Below are 19,837 nucleotides of genomic sequence, written 5' to 3'. Positions count from 1 at the left end.
CGGAACGGTGGTGCGCCACCTCGCCGTACGGCGGGGTCCTGGCGGGTGACGGGCCGGTCTCCGGGGGCCGCGGCGACCCGGCGAGCGCCGCCGCGGGCAGGTCGGGGAGGGCGGGGAGGCGGCGGCTGTGGAAATCGTGGAGGGCGCGTTTGGCGTGCAGGCGCGGCGCGGTCTCGCGGTTGCCGATGTGGGTGCGGGGGAGCGCGAGCAGCGAGGTCAGCGGACCGGGGGTGATCGCGCAGGCGTACGTGTACCCGGCGCGGCGTACCGCGGCGATCACCCGCGCGTCCACCGTGCCGTACGGGTAGCAGAAACCGATCGGCGCGGTGCCGGTCACCTCGGCCAGCAGCTCCCGGCTCTCGCCCACTTCGGCGGCGAGCGCCGCGTCGTCCAGCTCCGTCAGGTCCCGGTGCAGCAGTCCGTGCGAGCCGATCTCCATGCCCGCGCCGGCCGCCTCGCGGATGCCCTGTGCGTCGAGCAGTTGTTTGACCGGGCCGTCCGGGTCCCACGCGTTGGTGCCGCCGAGCCGCCCGGCGAGCACGAACACCGTTGCCGTGTGGCCGTGTTCGCGCAGCGCGGGTACGGCCAGGTGCAGGAAGTCGGCGTAGCCGTCGTCGAAGGTGAGCCCGACCAGGCCCTGGTCCCGCCCGGCCGCGCGGGCGGCGAGCAGTTCGCGCATGCCGACCCCGGTCAGACCGTGCCGGTTGAGCCAGCGCAGCTGGGCGGCGAGCCGGCCGGGGTCGACGGTGATCAGGTACGGGTCGTTCCTCGAGTCCCCGACGGAGTGGTACATCAGCGTCCAGGGCACCCGCGCGCTGCGGCGGCCCGGAGTGGTCGGTTCGGCGGTCATCGGCGGCCCTTCCGTGTCACGGTGGCGAGCAGATACGGCAGTTCCGGTACGCGTACGGCGAAGGCCGCCAGCGTGAAGACGGCCGGTACGGCGAGGCCGCAGGCCGCGGTGGCGGCGAACGCGCCGGGGACGCGCGTGCTGACGAGCCAGCCCGCGGCGGTGGCCACCGCCGCGGCCAGCAGCGTCCGGGTCAGACCGGGCGCGATCGTGCGGACCCGCACCGCGATGCTGTGGCCGCCGAGGCCGCGCAGCAGCAGGCCCGCGGTGACGGTGATGCCCAGCGCGTTGCCCGCGGCGATGCCGTAGGCGCCCCAGGGCCCGACCGCGGCGGCGTCCGCGACGGCGGTGACCAGCAGGCCGGCCGCCATCGAGGCGGCCGGATACCAGGTGGGGCGGCCCGCGGAGAAGAACGGCCGGATCAGGGTGCCGACGAGGCTCTGGCCGAGCAGGCCGAGCGCGTACACCCGCATCACCGCCGCCGTCGCCGCGGTGTCGTCCGCGCTGAACTCGCCCCGCTGGAAGAGGACATAGATCAGCTGGGGGGCGCAGGCGATGACGTATGCGGTGCCGGTCAGGACCACGACGCAGGCGAGGGTGAGGTCGCGTTCGACGCGTTCGCGGGCCTTTTCCCGGTCGCCCTCGGCCAGTGCTCGGGAGACGGCGGGGAAGGTGACCGTGCAGATCATCACGGACAGCGCCATCGGCAACTGGGCCACTTTCTGCGCGTAGTTGAGGTGCGAGATCGCGCCCGCCGGCAGGGGGGCGGCGAAGAACCGCTCGACCAGGACCTGGGCCTGGCGGCTGAGAGTGAACAGGACGACCGGGGCGAGCAGCGCGAGGGCGAGCGTGCGGTGCGGCGCGCGGGGCGCACCGGCCGGGACTCGGTGGCCGCGCAACTCGGCGATGGCGGAGGGTAGTTGGACGGCGACCATCAGGCAGCCGCCGACCGCGACGCCGGCCGCCGCGGCCAGCACGCCGTAACGGCCGTGCAGGGCGAGGAGGGTGGCGATGATGCCGGCGTTGTAGGCGACGTAGATCGCGGCGGGCGGCACGAAACGGCGGTGTGCCCGCAGGGCGGCGGAGAGATAGCCGGCCAGGCCGAAGGTGAGGACGCTCACCGCGGTCAGCCGGGTGCACGCGACCGCTTCCGCCGGGTCCGCGAGTCCGGGCGCCAGCACCCGCACCACCCAGGGCGCGCCCGCCACCAGGACGGCGGTCAGCACGCCCAGCACCGCGAGCAGCCGGGGCAGCGTCCCCCTGACCAGACCGGGGACCGCCCCGCCGCGCGCGAGCGCGGCACTGAAGGCGGGCACCATCAGCAGCGCCATCGCGTCCTCGATCAGCACGGTCGCCGCGACTTCCGGCAGCGTCCACGCCACCAGGAACGCGTCCGACTCCGCACCCGCCCCGAAGAGGTGCGCGATGGTCTGATCCCGCACCAGCCCCACCACCGACCCGGCCACGCTCAGCCCGGCCGTCACCCCGGCCGCCCACGCCAGCCCCTGCGACCCGCCGCCGGCCGGCCCGGATGCGGCGGGCGCCGGGCGCCGGCCCGCCGGGACGGTCGCGGCGGGCTCCGCCGCAGGGCCGGCCGGTGAGGGGATCGTGTCGCGCGCCCGCGCCTCGGTCATGGGCGCGGTCCGTTCGCGGGGGCGAGGGCGTACCAGCCGGTGAGCCCGAGCAGGGTGGCGGTGAGGACGGTGCACGGGCCGCCGATGTCGGCGTAGAGGAAGTCGACCAGGGTCCACAGCAGCAGGCCGACGGCGGCGAGGCCGGGGGCCGAAGGGACGCGGCGCAGGCGGGCGGTGGCGCCGGCGAGCAGGGCCGCCCAGGAGCCGGTGAGCAGCGCGCAGCCGACCAGGCCCTGCTCGCTCAGCGCGAGCAGGTACATGTTGTGCGGCGAGAGCAGCGGCTCCCGCTTGAACCCCTGGCCGGCGCCCGCCGTGTCGCTGCCGGAGGAGAGCCCGAGCCCGGCCCGGCCGTCGCGTTCGTCAGGGAACCGCTTGAGGCCCACTCCGGCCACCGGGTGCTCGCGCCACATCGAGACCGCCGCGGCCCACAGGGTGTACCGGTCGGTCACCGACGGGTCCGGCGCGTCGGTGACCTGGGTGATGCTGGCGACGCGCGCGCCGATCAGCTGCGACCCGACCCCGACCCCGCCGACCAGCAGCACCGCGCTCGCCGCCAGCACCCCGAAGACCCGTACCGCCTGCCGCCACCCGGCCAGCACCGTCATCGCCGCGCAGGCGACCGCCGTCGCGATCCAGGTGCCCCGGCTGAAGGAGACCGTCAGCGGCACCGCGAGCGCCACCGCGCAGCCCAGCGCGGTGAGCCGCATCCGCACCGGCCCCGCGCCCAGCGCCCAGCCGACCGCGATCACCAGCCCGTACGCGACCACCGTGGCCATGCCCATGACGTCCGAGGGCCCGAAGGTGCCGACCGCCCGGATGTCCTCGCCCTGGTACGACGCGCCGGTCCCGGTCGCGTACTGCCACACCCCGACCGTGCCCTGCACCAGCGCCAGCGCCACGATGCTCCCGGCGATCACCGCGAAGTCCCGCCGGTCGCGCAGCAGCAGTACGACCGCGGCCGGCACAGCCACGAACACCTGGGCGTAGCGCAGGAATCCGGCCAGCCCGGCGCCGGGGTCGAGCGACGTCGCCGCGGACAGCGCGAAGCCGGCCACCGGCGCCCCGAGCACGATCGCCGCCGCCGGGCTCAGCACCCGCCGCCGGGCCCGCACCAGCCGTACCGCGCAGGTCAGGACGAGCACCGCCGAGGCCGCGTCGGCCGGGGTGACCTTGCCCGACCTGCTGACGTCACCGGTGCCGACCGGCGCCGCGAGCAGCAGCACCGTGGCGACCGCCGGAAGCAGCGGAACCAGCCAGGCGAGCTGACGCAGCGTCGGTGCGGTGCGGCGCGGCAGGGTGCCGGCGAAGGTGAGGGCCATCAGCTGCCGCCGAACCGGAAGACCGCGCAGACGGTACGGGCGAGGATCGCCACGTCCTGCCAGAACGACCAGCTGTCGATGTAGTGGTTGTCGAACCTGGCCCGGTCCGCGATCGAGGTGTCCCCGCGCAGCCCGTGCACCTGGGCCAGCCCGGTGATGCCGGCGGGCATCCGGTGCCGGTCCTGGTAGCCGGGGTGCGCGGTGCTGAACTGCGCGACGAAGTGCGGGCGTTCGGGACGCGGACCGACCAGGCTCATGTCGCCGCGCAGGACGTTCCACAGTTGCGGCAGCTCGTCCAGCGAGGTCTGCCGCAGCACTCGACCGACTGCGCTCATCCGCCGGTCGTGCGCGATGGACCACCGCGTCGCCGACTCGCTCTCGTCGCTCGGCCGCAGGGTGCGGAACTTCAGCAGCGTGAACGGCCGCCCGCCGAGCCCGATCCGCTCCTGCCGGAAGAGCACCCCCGGCCCGTCGGCCAGCCGTACGGCGAGCGCGCAGGCGCCCAGCACGGGTGCGAAGCAGAGCAGCGCGATGCCGGAGACCACCGCGTCCAGCGCCCGCTTGGCCCGCCGGCCCGGCGCCTGCGGCACCCCGCGCGGGTCGGGTTCCAGGCGCCGGCAGGCGAATCCCCACAGGTGCCCGGGCGGCACCGGACCGCGGCCGGTGCTCAGCTGCCACACCTGGCAGCCCTGCGCGACCAGCAGCCGCACCGTCGCGGTGGTCCGCGCGTCCAGGGCCGGCGGCCCGGTGACGACCGCGTACCTGACCGCGTTCTGGATCACCGCGCGGATGGTCTGGCCGTGCCCGGCGAGCACCGGCAGCGGGACCTCGGCGGCCAGTTGCCGTACCGCCGGGTCGGTCGCGTCGGTGCCGGGACCCGGGGCGACGACGCCCACCGGCCGCATGCCGTACTCGGGGTGCGTCTGGAGCGCGGCGGCGATCTGCCGCACGGCCGGGCCGGCGCCGACGATCAGCGTGGACCCGGGGTGGCGCAGGGCCGCCGCGCGCCGCAGCCGGTAGGTGAGCGCCCGCAGCGCGCACGCCACGGTCACGGTGAGCACGATCGCGGTCACCAGCGCCTCGCGGCCGAGCCCGGCGCCGGTCACCGCGGCGGCGAACCCCCAGGCGAGCGCGGCCCGTACGGCCACGGCGGGCACTTCGCGCAGGGCGCCGGGGTCGAACCCGGGGCGGTAGAGGCCGGCCTGCCGGCAGCCCAGCAGCAGGATGCCGAGCGCGACGGCGCCGCAGCGGGCCGCGTCGCCCGCGGTGGCGGCGCCGGCCACGGCCTGCGCGGCCATGGCGCCGGCCAGTACGGCCAGGCAGTCGCCGGCGGCCAGTGCGCCGCCGGCCCGCTCCCGCAGAGCGCGGCGGTGGGAGCCGGGCCCGGTGGAGGTGTCCCGCGCCGGCCGGACCGGCCGGCCGGCGCGGGGTGCCGCGACCGTGACGCGGTCGGTGGTCGCGTTGCCGCCGCGCAGGCGGTCGGCGTGCCGGCCGGCAGCCGTACCGCCGCCCCGGGATCTGTCGGCGGTGCGGCCGGTGGGTCTCTCCGAGCCGGCTGCCGTGCCCGGGGAGCGGTCGCCGGTGCGGTCGGCCGGTGCCTTGCCGCGGGGTGCGGGCGCGGCGGCGGGGAGCGGGCCGGTGCCGTGGCCGTAGGTGGTCGGGGACGGGTTCTGCGTACCCGGGCCGGGGATACGCGGGGCGGAGCGCGTCATCGGGGGGCCCTCTCCACAGGGTGCGGATGGGGGAGGGAGAGCAGGTCGCGGTAGAGGGCCGAGACCGCGGCGGCCGCCCTGCGTACGTCGTGCCGGTCGCGGACGTGGGCCACGGCGCGGGCGGTGACCGCGGCACGCAGCGGGGGGTCGCCGAGCAGCCGTACGAGGGCGCGGGCCAGTGCCGCGGGATCGGCCGCGGTGACCAGGCCGGTGGCGGTGTCGGCCGGCGGCAGGCTCTCCCGGGCGCCGGCCACGTCGGTGAGCAGCACCGCCCGGCCGCAGGCCATCGCCTCCAGCGGTGCCAGCGCCATGCCCTCCCACCGGGAGGGCTGCACCACCAGGTCGGCGGCGCGGTACCAGGCCCGCGGGTCGGCGGTCGGCCCCGCGAAGGTCACGCCGGGCGGGGCCGCGCGCAGCAGCCGGCCGCGGTCGGGGCCGTCGCCGACGAGGGCGAGCCGGGCGGCGGGGAGCCGGGCGGTCACCTCCGGCCAGGCGCGCAGCAGGACGTCCTGGCCCTTCTGCGGGCAGAGCCGTCCGACGCACACCACCAGCGGGGCGCCGGGCGGCAGTCCGGCCAGGGCGGGGAGGCCGGCCCGTACTGAGCCGGGGTCGGCGGCAGGCGTGAAGTGGGTGGTGTCCACGCCGTTGGGGACGACCGACCAGGCGGCCCGCAGCCCGTGCCGTAGGCCGGCTTCCCGTTCGGCCGCGCTGACGCAGAGGACCCGGTCGGTCCAGCGGGTGGCGTACCGCTCCCAGCGCAGCGCGGCCGACGCGACCGGGCCGGTCACCGCGTCGTACGACCAGGCGTGCGGCTGGAAGACGGTGGGCACGCGGCCCCGGGCGGCGAGGCGTCCGGCCAGTCCGGCCTTGGCGCTGTGCAGGTGGAGCAGGTCGGGGCGGACGGCGGCCAGGACGCGGGCGGCGGCGGCGACTTCGCGGGGGAGCCAGGGGCCGGGGGAGCGGCGCGCGGGCCACCGTACGGCCTCGGCGCCCACCGCGGCGAGCCGGCGCGCGAACGGGCCGGGCTCCGCGTCCGGCGGCCGGGCGGGCTCCGGTGCCTCCGGTGCCTGCGACGACCCCGACGGCTGGGGCGGCACCGCGGGTCCTGAGGGTCGCGCGGGCCGGCCGGGCGCCGCAGGGCCCGCCGGTGAGGCGACCACGACGCGGGCCCCGGCGCGCACCTGGGCCGTCACCAGGTCCATGACGACGCGGGCGACGCCGCCCTCGACCGGCTGCGTCATATGGAGCACCGTCAGCCCGGCGAGTTCGTACTCGTGTTGCGGCATCGCGCGCCGTTCTCCCTCTCGGCAACCCGGAGAAGCCGAAGTCCGGTCAAGTTCCGCTGCCGCGTGATCGGGCGGCGATCAGCGGCTGCGTGCAGTCAACGAATCCCATGCCTGTCAGGTAATTCCTACGAATCAGGAATGCACGGTCGCAGACGTCACGGTGTGAATCGCGGGAGGCGCGCGGGCCGTTGACCAGGCCGGATTTCTTATGACCATCGCATGAGCTGTGTTGACCGCTCGTCAACACACGTAGGGAGCCATCACCCTTTCGGTGGGCGTGCGCGATGTGCCTGCACCCGCACGCGCCATTCGGGTGAACGATCATGACCAACGGGCCTTGACGCTGTTGGTCACGGCGCGCCTCTGATACCCGGGGGCCGTCTCCCCTGAAGGACCCACCGTGATGATCAAGAAGCTTCTCGCCACGGCCGCCGTCGCGGCCTCGCTCGCGGGAGTCTCGGCGACCGTCGCCCCGCAGGCGATGGCGATCGGCGACTCCGGCGGCACCACGACCGCAGGTGGCAACGCCGCCGCGCAGGACTACGGCAACGTGTACACCGGCGGTTACCTGAGCCCGTCGTTCGCGCTGGTCTCCGGCTCGCTCGACAAGCCGTGCGCCGGCCTGCCCGCCAAGGCCGACGCCGGTTCGCCGGCCGGCGTCGTGCCGGTCTCCGTCCAGGACCTCAACGTGCTCTCCTCGCCGCAGAACCAGCGGTGCGTGGAGAACTCCACCCAGGCCAAGGGCGACGAGACCCTCTCGGACATCCTGGACGACAGCCCGGTGCTGTCCGCGAAGGGCGCGGGCAACAGCTGATCACCCCGCGCGGCCCTGGGTGGCCCCGATCGCCGGCAGTTCGCCGGACGGCCGGGGCCACCCGGTATTTCCGGCCGGTTCCGGCGGCCGGCGCCGCCGGATTCCGCCGGGGCCGGATTTCCCCCCGGATTTCCCGGTGCCCTGCCCGGAATTCCGCCTGCGGATTCGGCCGGCCACGCCGCCGGTTCGCAGCCATTCGGGTGGATAGTGCGCAGCAGTCAAGGCCGGGGAGTTGCCTTCGGCGATCAGCCGTCGTTGGTCCCGGCGTAGCGGCGTCCAGGGCACGGAAATACGTGGCCCGGGCCACCACGAAGGTCGTGGCGGCGTCAGACGCCGCTTACCGAAAAGGAGCTAACCGTGAAGTTCTCGAAGGTCGCGGCCGTTGCCGCCGGCTCGCTGCTCGCGATGGGCGTCGCCGCTCCCGCGTTCGCCGACTCCGACGCCGGCGCCATCGCCGCGCACTCCCCGGGCCTGCTGTCCGGCAACGTCGGCCAGGCCCCGGTGCACGTGCCGGTCAACCTCTGCGGCAACACCGTGGACATCCTCGCGCTGCTGAACCCGGCGTTCGGCAACAGCTGCACCAACGCCAGCCTCAGCAGCGAGTGACGCAGACCTGTCGGGCCGTCAGGTCCTGAACAGGTACCGCCCCGGTGTGCGTCCAGCGCCCGGGGCGGTGCGTCTCACGCGTTACGTCTCACCGACAGTGCGGAGAAGAAAAGCCGATGCGACAGATCCTGGGCCGGAGCCTGCTCACCGTCGCTGCCGCGAGCAGCATTCTCGCCGCGACCGGAGGGTACGCCAGCGCGGACACCGGTGCCGTGAGCGGCACGTCCAACTCACCCGGGCTGTTGTCCGGCGACAGCGTCTCGGCACCGGTGGACGTACCGGTGAATGTCTGCGGCAACTCGGTGGACGCCGTGGCCCTCGCCAACCCCGCGTCCGGCAACGACTGCGGGAACATCTCGCACAGCACCGGCCGGGATTCCGGGCAGCAGGCGGGTTCCGGGAGCTATTCGACGGGTTACGGCTCCGGGTCGCCGGGTGTTCTCTCCGGCAACTCGGCGGAGATTCCGGTCCATGTACCGGTGAACGCGTGCGGAAACACGGTGGACGTCCTGGCACTGCTGAATCCCACGTTCGGGAATTCCTGCGACGCGAGCGCCGCCGTCCTCGCGCCGCCGGTCAGCACCCCGCCGGCGCCGGCCCCGCCGCACGCGCGCCCGCCGCGGGCGCACGACCTGCCGCCGGCCCCCGAAGCACCCGCCCCTGAGGTGTCCGTGCCGGCCCAGCGGACGAGTCCGCAGCTGGCCGAGACGGGTTTCAGCGGCCGGGCGATCGGTGCGGCCGGTGTCACCAGTGCGGCGCTCCTGCTCGGCGGCGCGATGCTCTACCGGCGCGGCGTGCGCCCGGCGTACGCGGGGCGCACGCACCTGTGACCGCCGCCGTCGGACGACGGCGAAGGGTGTGGAGAACAACGGTGTGCGGAAAAGGCGGCGGCCCGGAATCTCATCGGAGAAATGGGTCGCCGCCTCCTCACTTACGAGTGATTGTCCGCCGACCGGTCAACCCGTCGTTTCCGTTGTTCTCCGCGGTCGTTGACCAATGCAGAAAGACCGCCGAGCACTTCGGCGTCAGCTACTGAAAGGGTGGCCAGTGAAGTACTCGAAGGTTGCAGCGACTGTGGCCGGTTCCATGATGGCGGTCGGCGTGGCCGCCCCCGCGTTCGCCGACAGTTCCGTCCCGGACAACACGTTCACCGGCGCGGTGTCGACAGTCCCGGCGGCGGCGACGGTCCCGGTGGCGCCCGCGCTCCCGACGACGCCTGCGCTCCCGACGACGCCTGCGCTCCCGGCGGTGGCCACGACCCCGGCCGTGCCGATGAGCGTCAGCGGCGGTGTCGACCAGGTCGTCGCGGCGCAGCCGGTGCAGCAGGTCGTCGACGGCACCAAGGTCGGCACCGTGCTGAACACGGTGGGCGGCGCCGCGCAGGACCTGCGGGGGCAGACCTCGGTCGACTCCCTGCTCAGCCAGGCCACCGGCATCGCAAAGAACGGTCCGTTCTCCACGGTCACCGGTGCCGTCCCCGGCTCCGCCCTGCTCGGTGGCCTGCCGCTCGGTGGCCTCCGCTGAGCCCACCGGCTCCCCGCCGTCCCTCCGGCCGGTTGCCCCGGGGGCTCGCCCCTCGGGGTGAAGGGCCGGAAGCGGACCTCGTGTGAGCGGTCGGTCCGATCGCTCCGAAGCTTTGCGGAACCGTGCGACGGCTGACCGCTGCCCGACTGACACCTGCCCCATCGCGGGCCGCCGGCCTTCCCCCCTGCCGGCGGCCCGTTCGGCGTTTCAGCTGCCGAACGCCCTGGTCTGGCCCATGGTCCGGGGGGCGTGTGCGCGGTCGGCCGCCGTGTCGGCGACGAGGTCGGCCAGGCGCCGGCGGACGCGGGCGGCGTGCTCCGGGTCGGCGTCCGGGCCGAGTTCGGCCGGGCGGGGCAGGATGCCGGACAGACCCCAGGCGCGGCCACGGGCCCAGGTGGCGCCGTCCACCGCGAGTTCGGCGCGGAAGGCGCCGCGGGCCTCGCCGTCCAGGAAGGTCCAGGCGGCGATGAGGTCCACCGCCGGGTCACCGACCGCGAGGGTGCCGAAGTCGATGACGGCGCTCAGGCGCCCGCCGGAGGCGAGCAGATTGCCCGGCGCCGGGTCACCGTGCACCCACACCGGAGCCCGGTCCCAGACGGGCGCGGCCAGCGCGTCCGCCCAGACGGCGGCGAGCGCGTCGGTGTCCGTCAGCCCCTCCAGAGCGGCGATCCGCTCGCGCATCCGGCCCGCCACCACCGGGGAGTCCCGCTCGTCGGCGAGGTCGCAGCCGCGGAAGCCGTTGCTCCAGCCGGGGGCCGGGCCGCCGGCCGGGTCGACGGACTGCAGGGCGCGCAGGAAACGGGCGAGTTCCACACCGGTCTGCCGGGGGTCGGTGAGCTCGCCGAGGTCGGCACGGTCGCCGTCGAGCCAGCGGTAGACCGACCAGACGAAGGGGTAGCCCTCCCCCGGCTCACCCTGCGCCAGCGGGACGGGCACGGCGAGCGGCAGCAGCGGTCCCAGCCGGGGCAGCCACTCCTGCTCCCGGGGCACCTGCCCCTCCCAGCGGGCGAAGCGCGGCAGCCGCACCGACATGGCGTCGCCCAGCCGGTAGGTGATGTTGTCCACCCCCGGCGTCCCGACCGCCACCACCGGAAGCCCGGCCCAGTGCGGGAACTGCGCCGCCAGCAGGCGCCGTACGAGATCGGGTCCGGCGGTGACGGGCCCGGTCGGTGCGGTGGCGGTCACGTGATACTCCCGGGAGCCGAGTGAAAGGGGTGTCCATTGCAACGTGCCTGCCGGCCCCGGGGCCACCGGTTTTCCGCCGCCGCGCTGCCCGGTTCCGACCGCCGGCCGGCGCGCGCCCCGCCGTCCGTAGCGCCTCCGCGGGCGGTGCGCTGTCCACCGTCCGGTGGACAGCGGTGCACCCGGCCGGTCGATCCGGTGGACCCCGGCCGGCCGCCAGAGTGGACGTATGACGGAATACGCGGTGCGGGTACGGGGGCTTCGCAAGCGGTACGGCGAGGTCACCGCGGTGGACGGGGTGGATCTGGACATCCGGCGCGGGGAGGTGTTCGGGATCCTCGGGCCCAACGGGGCCGGCAAGAGCACGACGGTGGAGATCCTGCAGGGGTACCGGGACCGGGACGGCGGTGAGATCACCGTGCTGGGGGAGGACCCCGGCCGCGCCGGACGCCACTGGCAGGCGAGGATCGGGATCGTCTGGCAGGACGAGTCCACGGCGACGGAGTCGACGGTCGCCGAGACCGTACGGCACTTCGCGCGCTACTACCCGCGGCCCCGCGACCCGGACGAGGTGATCGCGCTGGTGGGCCTCGAAGCGAAGGCGGGCAGCCGGACGAAGGCCCTGTCCGGCGGGCAACGACGGCGCCTGGACGTGGCGTTGGGGGTGATCGGCCGCCCCGAACTGCTGCTGCTCGACGAGCCCACGACCGGCTTCGACCCGGCGGCGCGGCGCCAGTTCTGGGGTCTGATCCGCGAACTGGCCGCCGAGGGCACGACGATCGTGCTCACCACGCACTACCTGGAAGAGGCCGAGGCCCTCACCGACCGCCTCGCGGTGATCGCCGGCGGCAGGGTCCGCGCCCTCGGCGAGGCGGCCACCCTGGCCGGCCGGTCCGGAGCCCGGGCCACCGTGCACTGGACAGAGCCGGACGGCACCGCGCGGACGCGGGAGACCGGCACCCCCACCGAGGCGGTCGCCGAGCTGAGCCGCCGCTTCGCCGGGGAGATCCCGGACCTGCGGATCACCCGCCCCACCCTTGAGGACGTCTACCTGCGGCTCATCGGACAGGAGAACCCGTGATGACCACCACCGACAGCGCCGCGGCCGTCGCGCGGCAGACCGGCGCCGCCGCCCCGCGGCTCCCCGGCGCCTGGCGACTCGGCCTGCTGCGGGGGGCCTTGGAGGTCAGGCTCTTCTTCCGCCGGCGCGAGCAGGTCGTCTTCACCTTCGCCTTCCCGATCGTCTTCCTCTTCCTCTTCGCCTCGATCTTCGGCGACGACATGGCGGGGACCGGTGCCACCGCGTCGCAGTACTACGTGGCCTCGATGATCGCGGCCGGCATCATGTCGACCAGCTTCCAGTCGCTGGGCATCTCGATCGCCGTGGAACGCGACGAGAAGATGCTGCGCAGGCTGCGCGGCACCCCGATGCCGCCGGCCGCGTACTTCCTGGGCAAGATCTGGCTGGTGCTGGTCACCGGGGTGCTGGAGACCGCGCTGCTGCTGGTCTTCGGCACCGCCGTCTACGGCCTCGACCTGCCGGCGGACGTGTCGGGCTGGCTCACCTTCGGCTGGATCTTCGTGCTCGGTATCACCGGCTGCGCGCTGCTGGGCATCGCCATCAGCAGCGTGCCCAAGTCGTCCCGCAGCGCAACCTCGGTGGTCGTCCTGCCGTTCCTGGTGCTGCAGTTCATCTCCGGGGTGTACATCCTCATCGACACCGTGCCGAACTGGATGCTGACCGTCGGGTCGTTCTTCCCGCTGAAGTGGATGTGCCAGGGGCTGCGCGGGGTGTTCCTGCCGCAGGCGGCGGCAGCGCTGGAGCCGGCCGGGAGCTGGGAGTACGGGCGGGCCGCCCTGGTGCTGGGGGCCTGGTGCGTCGGAGGATTGGTGCTGTGCCTGCTGACCTTCCGCTGGAAGAACCGGAGCGACGGGTGACGGTCGCCGCCGCCGGCGAGCCGGCCGACCCGCATGTCTGGGAGCGCGGATTCCTCTCCTGGGACTGCTACTTCGCGGTGGTGTGGGTGGCGACCGTGCTCTTCGCACTCGCCGCGGAGAGCCCCGGCCCGCACGTCCGGGCGGTGGCGGCGGCGCTCTTCGGGCTGCTGGTGCCGTGGTACGTCCGGGTGGGCCGGCCGCTGCTGGTCGCCGACCGGCCCGCCGACCGGGCTGCCGACCGGGCGGTGATCGGCTACGTCGCCGGTCTGGTGGTGCTCTTCCTGCCGCCCGCGGTGCTGGTCGGCGAGACCCGGCTGGCGACCTTCGCGCTCGTTCCGCAGTGCTTCATGCTGCTGCGGATGCCGGGCGCGCTGACCGCCGTCGCCGTCATCAACATCGCACCGGTCGCGGGCTGGGCACTGGTGTGGCGGCCGGATGCCCACGACCTCTACTACAACTCGGTCTTCGCGGTGGTGACGCTGGCGTTCTCCATGGTGCTCGGCAGCTGGATCATCCGGATCATCGAGCAGAGCGCCGAACGGGCCGCGCTGCTGGCCGAGTTGCGGGCCAGCCGGGAGGAGGTCGCCCGGCTCTCCGCGGAGCGCGGGGCGCTCGCCGAGCGGGAGCGGTTCTCCCGGGAGATCCACGACACCCTCGCGCAGGGCTTCACCAGCCTGCTGATGCTGGTCCAGGCGGTGGAATCACAGGTCGACCGTGATCCCGGACAGGCCCACCGCCACCTGGAGCTGATGGCGCGCACCGCGCGGGAGAACCTCGCCGAGGCCCGCGCCCTGGTGGCCGGCGGCGCCCCCGCCGATCTGGCCGGCGGCTCGCTGCCGGACGCGGTGCGGCGGCTGGCCGCCCGGCACGCGGAGCAGACCGGGGCCGCCGCGCGGGTGGCGGTCACCGGGACGGTACGGGGGCTGCCCGCGGCGCTGGAGGTGGTGGCGCTGCGCACCTGCCAGGAGGCGCTCGCCAACGCCCGCCGCCACGCGGGACCGGGGGCGCCGGTGGACCTCCGGCTTTATTACGAGGAAGGGGCGCTGGTGCTCGCGGTGCGGGACGAGGGCCGCGGTTTCGAGCCGGGCGGTGCGGCGGCGGGCTACGGACTGCCCGGACTGCGGGCCCGGGCAGCGGAGTTGGGAGGTGCCGCGGAGGTGGAGAGCGTGCCGGGGCAGGGGACGACGGTACGGGTGACGCTGCCGGTGGAGCGCGCGGGAGATCCGCGGCCGGCCCGCCCCGGCGCCCGTACCGGGGGCGGCCTGTGATGCCGCCGGCCGGCACCATCCGGATCCTGCTCGCCGACGACCACCCCGTGGTCCGGCAGGGGCTCGCCGCGATGCTGGGGGCGGAGCCGGACCTGGAGGTGGTCGGGGAGGCGGCGAGCGGCCCGCAGGCGGAGGCGCTGAGCGCGGCGCTGACGCCGGACATCGTGCTGATGGACCTGCGGATGCCGGGCGGCGGCGGGGTCGAGTCGATCGAGCGGATGACCGCCGCCGGGCTGCCCTGCCGGATCATCGTGCTGACCACGTACGAGACCGACGGGGACATCCTGCGGGCGGTGGAGGCCGGCGCGGCCGGCTATCTGCTGAAGGACGTGGCCCTCGCCGAACTCGCCGGCGCGATCAGGGCCGCCGCCCGCGGTGAGACGGTGCTCGCGCCGTCCATCGCGACCCGCCTGGTGGACCGGCTGCGGAGCCGGCCGGAGGTGCCCCGGCTCTCGGACCGGGAGACCGCGGTGCTGCGGCTGGTGGCGGAGGGGTGCACCAACGCGGAGATCGGGCGCCGGCTGTTCATCGGCGAGTCCACCGTGAAGACGCATCTGCTGCGTGCCTTCGGCAAGCTGGGGGTGGCTGACCGTACGGCCGCGGTGACCAGCGCGATGCGGCACGGATTGCTGTGAGCCGGCGGCGGTGCGGCGGTGCGGCGGTGCGGTGGTGCGGTGGTGCGGTGGTGCGGTGGTGCGGTGGTGCGGCGGTGCGGTGGTGCCGCCCGGCGAACCGGCGTCCGGCGAACCGCGTCCGGCGAACCGGCGTTCGGCGTCCTGCGGCCGGCCGGCGACCTGGCAGGTGCTGCGGGACCGGGCCTAGATTGGCCGTTATGCGGGAGACACGGGTGGACGGCAGCGCGGGGGACGTGGACTACGGGGTCGTGGGAGCGGGGTACGCCGGCTACCGGCGGCCCGACGCGCGGATCGCCGCGGTGATCGAGGAGGCGCTGGGAGACGCCCGGACGGTGGTCAACGTCGGGGCGGGGGCCGGGTCCTACGAGTCGGCGGCGCGCGAGGTGACCCCGGTGGAGCCGTCCGCGGCGATGCGCGCGCAGCGGCCCACCGGGCGGCCGGCCGCAATTGACGCGGTGGCCGAGCGACTTCCCTTCCCCGACGGCGCGTTCGACGCCGCGATGACCACGTTCAGCGTCCACCAGTGGAGTGACGCCGCTGCGGGCCTGCGCGAGATGCGCCGGGTGGCCCGCGGCCCCGTTCTGGTGCTGACCTGCGACCCGGACCTGGTACGGGACTTCTGGCTTTACGCCTACGCGCCCGAGGTGCTGGACACCGAGGCCCGCCGCTACCCCGCGATCGCCGAACTCACCGCGGCGCTGGGCGGACACACCACCGTCACACCCGTACCGATCCCCGCCGACTGCACCGACGGCTTCAACGAGGCGTACTTCGCCCGTCCCGAGCTGCTGCTCGACCCGGGGGCCCGGCAGGCGTGCTCCGCGTGGAGCTTCGTGGACGAGACCGCCAGGATCCGGTTCGCCGCCGAACTGCGGACCGACCTGGACAGCGGCGCCTGGGACGAGCGGTACGGGGACTTGCGGGCGCTGCCGTCCTACGAGGGCTCGCTGGTGCTGCTCCGCTCGCTGCCCGGCTGACCCGCCGCGGCCCGGGCTCACACCGCCGCCCCCGCCGGTGTGCAGAGGGTGTAACCCCCGCCGCCCGGCCGGTGTGACCAGCGCGTAATGGTCCCTTCGTACCGTCGGTCCCCAGTGACCGGGGACACGAAGGGGCCGCGTGTGACCACCACGACCAGCCGGGTGCGGACGGTCTGCTCGTACTGCGGTGTCGGCTGCGGCATGGTGCTTGAGGTCGGCGCGGGCCCGGACGGCCGCCGCCGCGTGCTCGCGGTGAGCGGTGACAAGGAGCACCCGGCGAACGCCGGCCGGCTCTGCACCAAGGGCGCCACCACCGCCGACATGCTCGCCGCCCCCGGCCGCCTGGGGCACGCCCTGATCCGGCCCGCCCGCGGCGCCGAGCAGGAACCCGTACCGGTCGCGGACGCCGTCGCCGAGACCGGGCGGCGGCTGCGCGCGGTCATCGAAGAACACGGCCCGGACGCGGTCGCGTTCTACGTCTCGGGCCAGATGACCCTGGAGGCGCAGTACCTCGCCAACAAGCTCGCCAAGGGCTTCGTCCGGACCAACCGGATCGAGTCCAACTCCCGGCTGTGCATGGCCAGTGCGGGCAGCGGCTACAAGCTGTCGCTGGGCGCGGACGGCCCGCCCGGGTCGTACGAGGACCTGGACCGGGCGGATGTCTTCCTGGTCATCGGCGCCAACATGGCCGACTGCCACCCGGTCCTCTTCCTGCGGATGATGGACCGGGTCAGGGCGGGCGCCAAGCTGATCGTGGTGGACCCGCGGCGCACCGCCACCGCCGACCGGGCCGACCTCTTCCTGCGTCTGCGGCCGGGCACCGATCTCGCCCTGCTCAACGGCCTGTTGCACCTGATCCACGCCAACGGCCACACCGACCAGGAGTTCATCGCGGAGCACACCGAGGGCTGGGCGGCGATGCCCGGCTTCCTCGCCGACTACCCGCCCGCCGTGGTCGCCGGGATCACCGGGATACCCGAGGAGCAACTGCGGGCCGCAGCATGGCTGATCGGCGAGGCCGGCGCGTGGACCAGTTGCTGGACGATGGGCCTGAACCAGTCCACCCACGGCACCTGGAACACCAACGCGCTGATCAACCTCCATCTGGCAACCGGGGCCATCTGCCGCCCGGGGAGCGGACCGTTCTCGCTCACCGGGCAGCCCAACGCGATGGGCGGCCGGGAAATGGGCTACATGGGCCCGGGGCTGCCCGGCCAGCGGTCCGTACTCGCCGACGCCGACCGGGCGTTCACCGAGGAGCTGTGGCGGCTGCCGCCCGGCACGATCCGCGCGGACGGCTCCGGCCAGGGCACCGTCGAGATGTTCGGCGCGATGGCCGCCGGCCGGATCAAGGCGTGCTGGATCATCTGCACCAACCCGGTCGCCTCGGTGGCCAACCGCACGGCCGTCGTCGAGGGCCTTGAGGCGGCCGAACTCGTCATCACCCAGGACGTGTTCGCCGACACCGAGACCAACGCGTACGCCGACATCGTGCTCCCCGCGGCGATGTGGGCCGAGACCGACGGCGTCCTGGTCAACAGCGAACGCGGCCTGACCCTCGCCCGGCAGGCCGCCGACGCCCCGGGCGAGGCGCTGCCGGACTGGCGGCTGATCGCCGAGGTGGCGTGCGCGATGGGCTACGCGGACGGCTTCACCTACAGCGGTCCCGAGGAGATCTTCGAGGAGCTGAAGCGGGCCTGGAACCCGGTCACCGGCTGGGATCTGCGCGGCATCACCTACGAGCGGCTGCGCGGCACCCCCGTGCAGTGGCCGGCCGCCGATCCGGCCGGTCCCGACCGCAATCCGATCCGGTACGTGGCAGGGGGCGCCCCGCGCTTCCCCACCGCGAGCGGCCGGGCGGTGTTCTACCCCAGGCCGCACGTGCCGCCGGCCGAGCTGCCGGACGACGGCTTCCCGTACGCGCTCAGCACCGGGCGGGTGCAGCACCAGTGGCACACGCTGACCAAGACCGGGAAGGTCGGGCGCCTGAACAAGCTCAACCCGGGGCCCTTCGTGGAGGTGAACCCGCAGGACGCAAGGGAGTTGGGGGTGGTGGACGGCGACCGGCTGGCGGTGGCGTCCCGGCGCGGCCGGGCGGTGCTGCCGGTGGTGGTCACCGACCGCGTACAGCCGGGGTGCTGCTTCGCGCCCTTCCACTGGAACGACCTCTTCGGCGCGGACCTGAGCGTCAACGCGGTCACGAACGACGCGGTGGACCCGATCTCCTTCCAGCCCGAATTCAAGCTGTGCGCGGTGGCGTTGACGAAGGTGGCGGGCCGGGTTGCCGAGGTCACGCGGGCGGTGGTGCCGGTTCCGGCTCCCGTGCCGGTGCCCTCGGTGCCGGTGCCGTCCGGCGGCCGTCCCGTCGTGGTGCTGTGGGCCTCGCAGACCGGAAACGCCGAGGGGTTCGCCGCGGTGGCCGCCGCCCGGCTCACCGAGGGCGGCCACCCGGCGGCCCTGGCCGGCATGGACACCGCGGGCCCGGACGAACTCGCCTCCGGCGCCGACCTGTTGCTGATCACCAGCACCTTCGGCGACGGGGACGCCCCCGACAACGGCGCCGTCTTCTGGGACGCCCTCCGCGCCCCGGACGCGCCCCGGCTGGACGGGGTGCGGTACGCCGTGCTCGCCCTCGGGGACTCCTCCTACGGCGACTTCTGCGGTCACGGCCGCCGGCTGGACGAGCGGCTGAGCGAACTCGGCGGGGTGCGGCTCGCCCCGCGGACCGACTGCGAACCGGAGTACGAGGGGCCGGCGGAGGCGTGGCTGGAGCGGGTCCGCGGGGCACTGGCGGGGCCGCGCGCGGGCGCCCTGGCCGCCCCGGCCTCGGCTGTGCGGCCGGCCCCCTCCCGTAGAGCCGCCGCAGCCGCCTCGGTGAAGCCCGCGCCCGTGGCCGCCGCAGCCGCCTCCGCGCGGTCCGCGCCCGCCCAGCCCGCGCCCGTCAAGCCCGCCCCCTTCACCGCCCATCTCGTCGGCAACCGCCTGCTCAGCCTGCCCGGCGCCGGCAAGGAGGTCCGCCGGTTCACCTTCGACACCCGGGCCGCCGGGGCGCCGCCGGCCTACGCGGCGGGCGACGCCCTGGGCGTCCGCCCGGTCAACTCCCCCGCCCTGGTGGCCGAGTGGCTGACGGCCACCGGTCTGGACGGCGCCGCGGAGGTCACCGTCGCGGGCACCCGGATGCCGCTGCACGAGGCCCTGCTCGGCCACCTCGACATCAGCCGCCTCAGCCCGGCTCTCCTGCGGTTCGTCGCCGACCGGACCGGTGACCGTACCCTGCGCAATCTCCTGCGCCCGGACAACAGAACCGAGTTGGCGCGCTGGTCCTGGGGACGGCAGGCGGCCGACGTACTGGCCGAGTTCCCGGTACGGGCCGGCGCCGAGGAGTGGGCCCGGCTGCTCGGCCCGCTGCGGCCCCGGCTCTACTCGATCTGCTCCAGCCCGCTCACCGACCCGCACCGGGTGTCGCTGACCGTCTCGGTGGTCCGCTACGAGAGCCTGCGCGGCCGGTCCCGCGGCGGCGTCTGCTCGTCCTTCCTGGCCGACGCCGCCGTGGGCACCCCGGTCACCGTGCACCTGCAGCGCGCCGCGCACTTCCGGCCGCCCGCGGACCCGGCCGTACCGGCGGTGATGGTCGGACCCGGCACCGGCGTCGCCCCCTTCCTCGGTTTCCTCCAGGACCGCCGCGCGCGTGGCCACACCGCCCCGAACTGGCTCTTCTTCGGTGAGCAGCACCGCGCCACCGACTTCTACTACGAGCACGAACTGGCCGCGCTGCGGGCCGACGGCACCCTGACCCGGCTGGACACCGCCTTCTCGCGTGACCAGCGCGCCAAGACCTACGTCCAGGACCGTATGCGCGAGCACGGCCCCCGGCTGTGGTCCTGGCTCCAGGACGGCGCCCACTTCTATGTCTGCGGCGACGCCTCCCGGATGGCCAAGGACGTCGACCGGGCGCTGCGTGACATCGCTGTCACCCACGGTGGTCTGGATCAGGAGCGCGCGAGCGGATACGTCAGGCAACTGGCCGCGGACGGGCGCTACCTCCGCGATGTCTACTGACCCGCGGCTGCCACTCCCGCCTCCTGAGCAGTAATG

The 19,837-nt window shown here is 74.9% G+C and carries 15 protein-coding genes and 1 pseudogene; 10 read left to right on the top strand and 6 right to left on the bottom strand.

Annotated features, from left to right (window positions below; all coding sequences use genetic code 11):
• Positions 1 to 109: 109 nt before the first annotated feature.
• The 5 genes and pseudogenes from OG552_RS17075 to OG552_RS17055 form a co-directional block, all read right to left on the bottom strand.
• Positions 110 to 850, bottom strand: a pseudogene (locus tag OG552_RS17075) (polysaccharide deacetylase family protein); the annotation flags it as partial.
• A complete protein-coding gene (gene murJ, locus OG552_RS17070) occupies positions 847 to 2,481 on the bottom strand; it encodes a murein biosynthesis integral membrane protein MurJ (RefSeq protein ID WP_329133830.1) in 1,635 nt (544 codons plus the stop codon). The pseudogene OG552_RS17075 and the gene murJ, both read right to left, overlap by 4 nt.
• Positions 2,478 to 3,800: an O-antigen ligase family protein gene (locus tag OG552_RS17065; protein ID WP_329133828.1), complete on the bottom strand. Its 1,323-nt coding sequence runs from the start codon at positions 3,798 to 3,800 to the stop codon at positions 2,478 to 2,480. Before OG552_RS17065 ends, murJ begins: the two co-directional genes overlap by 4 nt.
• Entirely contained in the window at positions 3,800 to 5,512 is a 1,713-nt protein-coding gene (locus tag OG552_RS17060; RefSeq protein ID WP_329133826.1) for a sugar transferase, read from the bottom strand. The genes OG552_RS17065 and OG552_RS17060 overlap by 1 nt, the downstream gene beginning before the upstream one ends.
• Complete coding sequence (locus OG552_RS17055; RefSeq protein WP_329133824.1) at positions 5,509 to 6,798, bottom strand: glycosyltransferase; 1,290 nt, start codon at positions 6,796 to 6,798, stop codon at positions 5,509 to 5,511. Before OG552_RS17055 ends, OG552_RS17060 begins: the two co-directional genes overlap by 4 nt.
• Positions 6,799 to 7,201: 403 nt before the next feature.
• On the opposite strand from OG552_RS17055, the gene OG552_RS17050 reads away from it, so the two are divergent.
• The 4 genes from OG552_RS17050 (at position 7,202) to OG552_RS17035 (ending at position 9,742) form a co-directional block, all read left to right on the top strand.
• Positions 7,202 to 7,612, top strand: a complete 411-nt coding sequence (locus OG552_RS17050) for a rodlin (protein WP_329133822.1) — start codon at positions 7,202 to 7,204, stop codon at positions 7,610 to 7,612.
• A 357-nt stretch (positions 7,613 to 7,969) separates the two neighbouring features.
• Positions 7,970 to 8,218, top strand: a complete 249-nt coding sequence (locus tag OG552_RS17045; RefSeq protein WP_329133820.1) for a chaplin — start codon at positions 7,970 to 7,972, stop codon at positions 8,216 to 8,218.
• Positions 8,219 to 8,334: 116 nt separating this feature from the next.
• Positions 8,335 to 9,048, top strand: a complete 714-nt coding sequence (locus tag OG552_RS17040; protein ID WP_329133818.1) for a chaplin — start codon at positions 8,335 to 8,337, stop codon at positions 9,046 to 9,048.
• 244 nt (positions 9,049 to 9,292) lie between these two features.
• The gene (locus OG552_RS17035) at positions 9,293 to 9,742 is read left to right on the top strand and encodes a hypothetical protein (RefSeq protein ID WP_329133816.1); all 450 of its coding nucleotides are present in this window, start codon (positions 9,293 to 9,295) and stop codon (positions 9,740 to 9,742) included.
• Positions 9,743 to 9,949: 207 nt separating this feature from the next.
• On the opposite strand, the gene OG552_RS17030 is transcribed toward OG552_RS17035, so the two are convergent.
• Positions 9,950 to 10,927: an aminoglycoside phosphotransferase family protein gene (locus tag OG552_RS17030; RefSeq protein ID WP_329133814.1), complete on the bottom strand. Its 978-nt coding sequence runs from the start codon at positions 10,925 to 10,927 to the stop codon at positions 9,950 to 9,952.
• A gap of 226 nt (positions 10,928 to 11,153) precedes the next feature.
• On the opposite strand from OG552_RS17030, the gene OG552_RS17025 reads away from it, so the two are divergent.
• The 6 genes from OG552_RS17025 to OG552_RS17000 all read left to right on the top strand — a co-directional run bounded on the left by OG552_RS17025 (position 11,154) and on the right by OG552_RS17000 (position 19,801).
• Positions 11,154 to 12,005: an ABC transporter ATP-binding protein gene (locus OG552_RS17025; RefSeq protein ID WP_329133812.1), complete on the top strand. Its 852-nt coding sequence runs from the start codon at positions 11,154 to 11,156 to the stop codon at positions 12,003 to 12,005.
• Positions 12,005 to 12,862, top strand: a complete 858-nt coding sequence (locus tag OG552_RS17020; protein WP_329133810.1) for an ABC transporter permease — start codon at positions 12,005 to 12,007, stop codon at positions 12,860 to 12,862. The genes OG552_RS17025 and OG552_RS17020 overlap by 1 nt, the downstream gene beginning before the upstream one ends.
• A complete protein-coding gene (locus OG552_RS17015; RefSeq protein WP_329133808.1) occupies positions 12,820 to 14,130 on the top strand; it encodes a sensor histidine kinase in 1,311 nt (436 codons plus the stop codon). The genes OG552_RS17020 and OG552_RS17015 overlap by 43 nt, the downstream gene beginning before the upstream one ends.
• Positions 14,130 to 14,765, top strand: a complete 636-nt coding sequence (locus tag OG552_RS17010; RefSeq protein WP_329133806.1) for a response regulator transcription factor — start codon at positions 14,130 to 14,132, stop codon at positions 14,763 to 14,765. The genes OG552_RS17015 and OG552_RS17010 overlap by 1 nt, the downstream gene beginning before the upstream one ends.
• Positions 14,766 to 14,962: 197 nt before the next feature.
• Entirely contained in the window at positions 14,963 to 15,742 is a 780-nt protein-coding gene (locus OG552_RS17005) for a class I SAM-dependent methyltransferase (protein ID WP_329133804.1), read from the top strand.
• Between the two features lie 87 nt (positions 15,743 to 15,829).
• A complete protein-coding gene (locus OG552_RS17000) occupies positions 15,830 to 19,801 on the top strand; it encodes a bifunctional nitrate reductase/sulfite reductase flavoprotein subunit alpha (protein ID WP_329133803.1) in 3,972 nt (1,323 codons plus the stop codon).
• Positions 19,802 to 19,837: the final 36 nt, after the last annotated feature.

Source organism: Streptomyces sp. NBC_01476 (assembly GCF_036227265.1).
Lineage (GTDB): Bacteria > Actinomycetota > Actinomycetes > Streptomycetales > Streptomycetaceae > Actinacidiphila.
The sequence above is the reverse complement of the archived record's forward strand: the minus strand, read 5'-3'. Positions and strand labels throughout refer to the sequence as shown.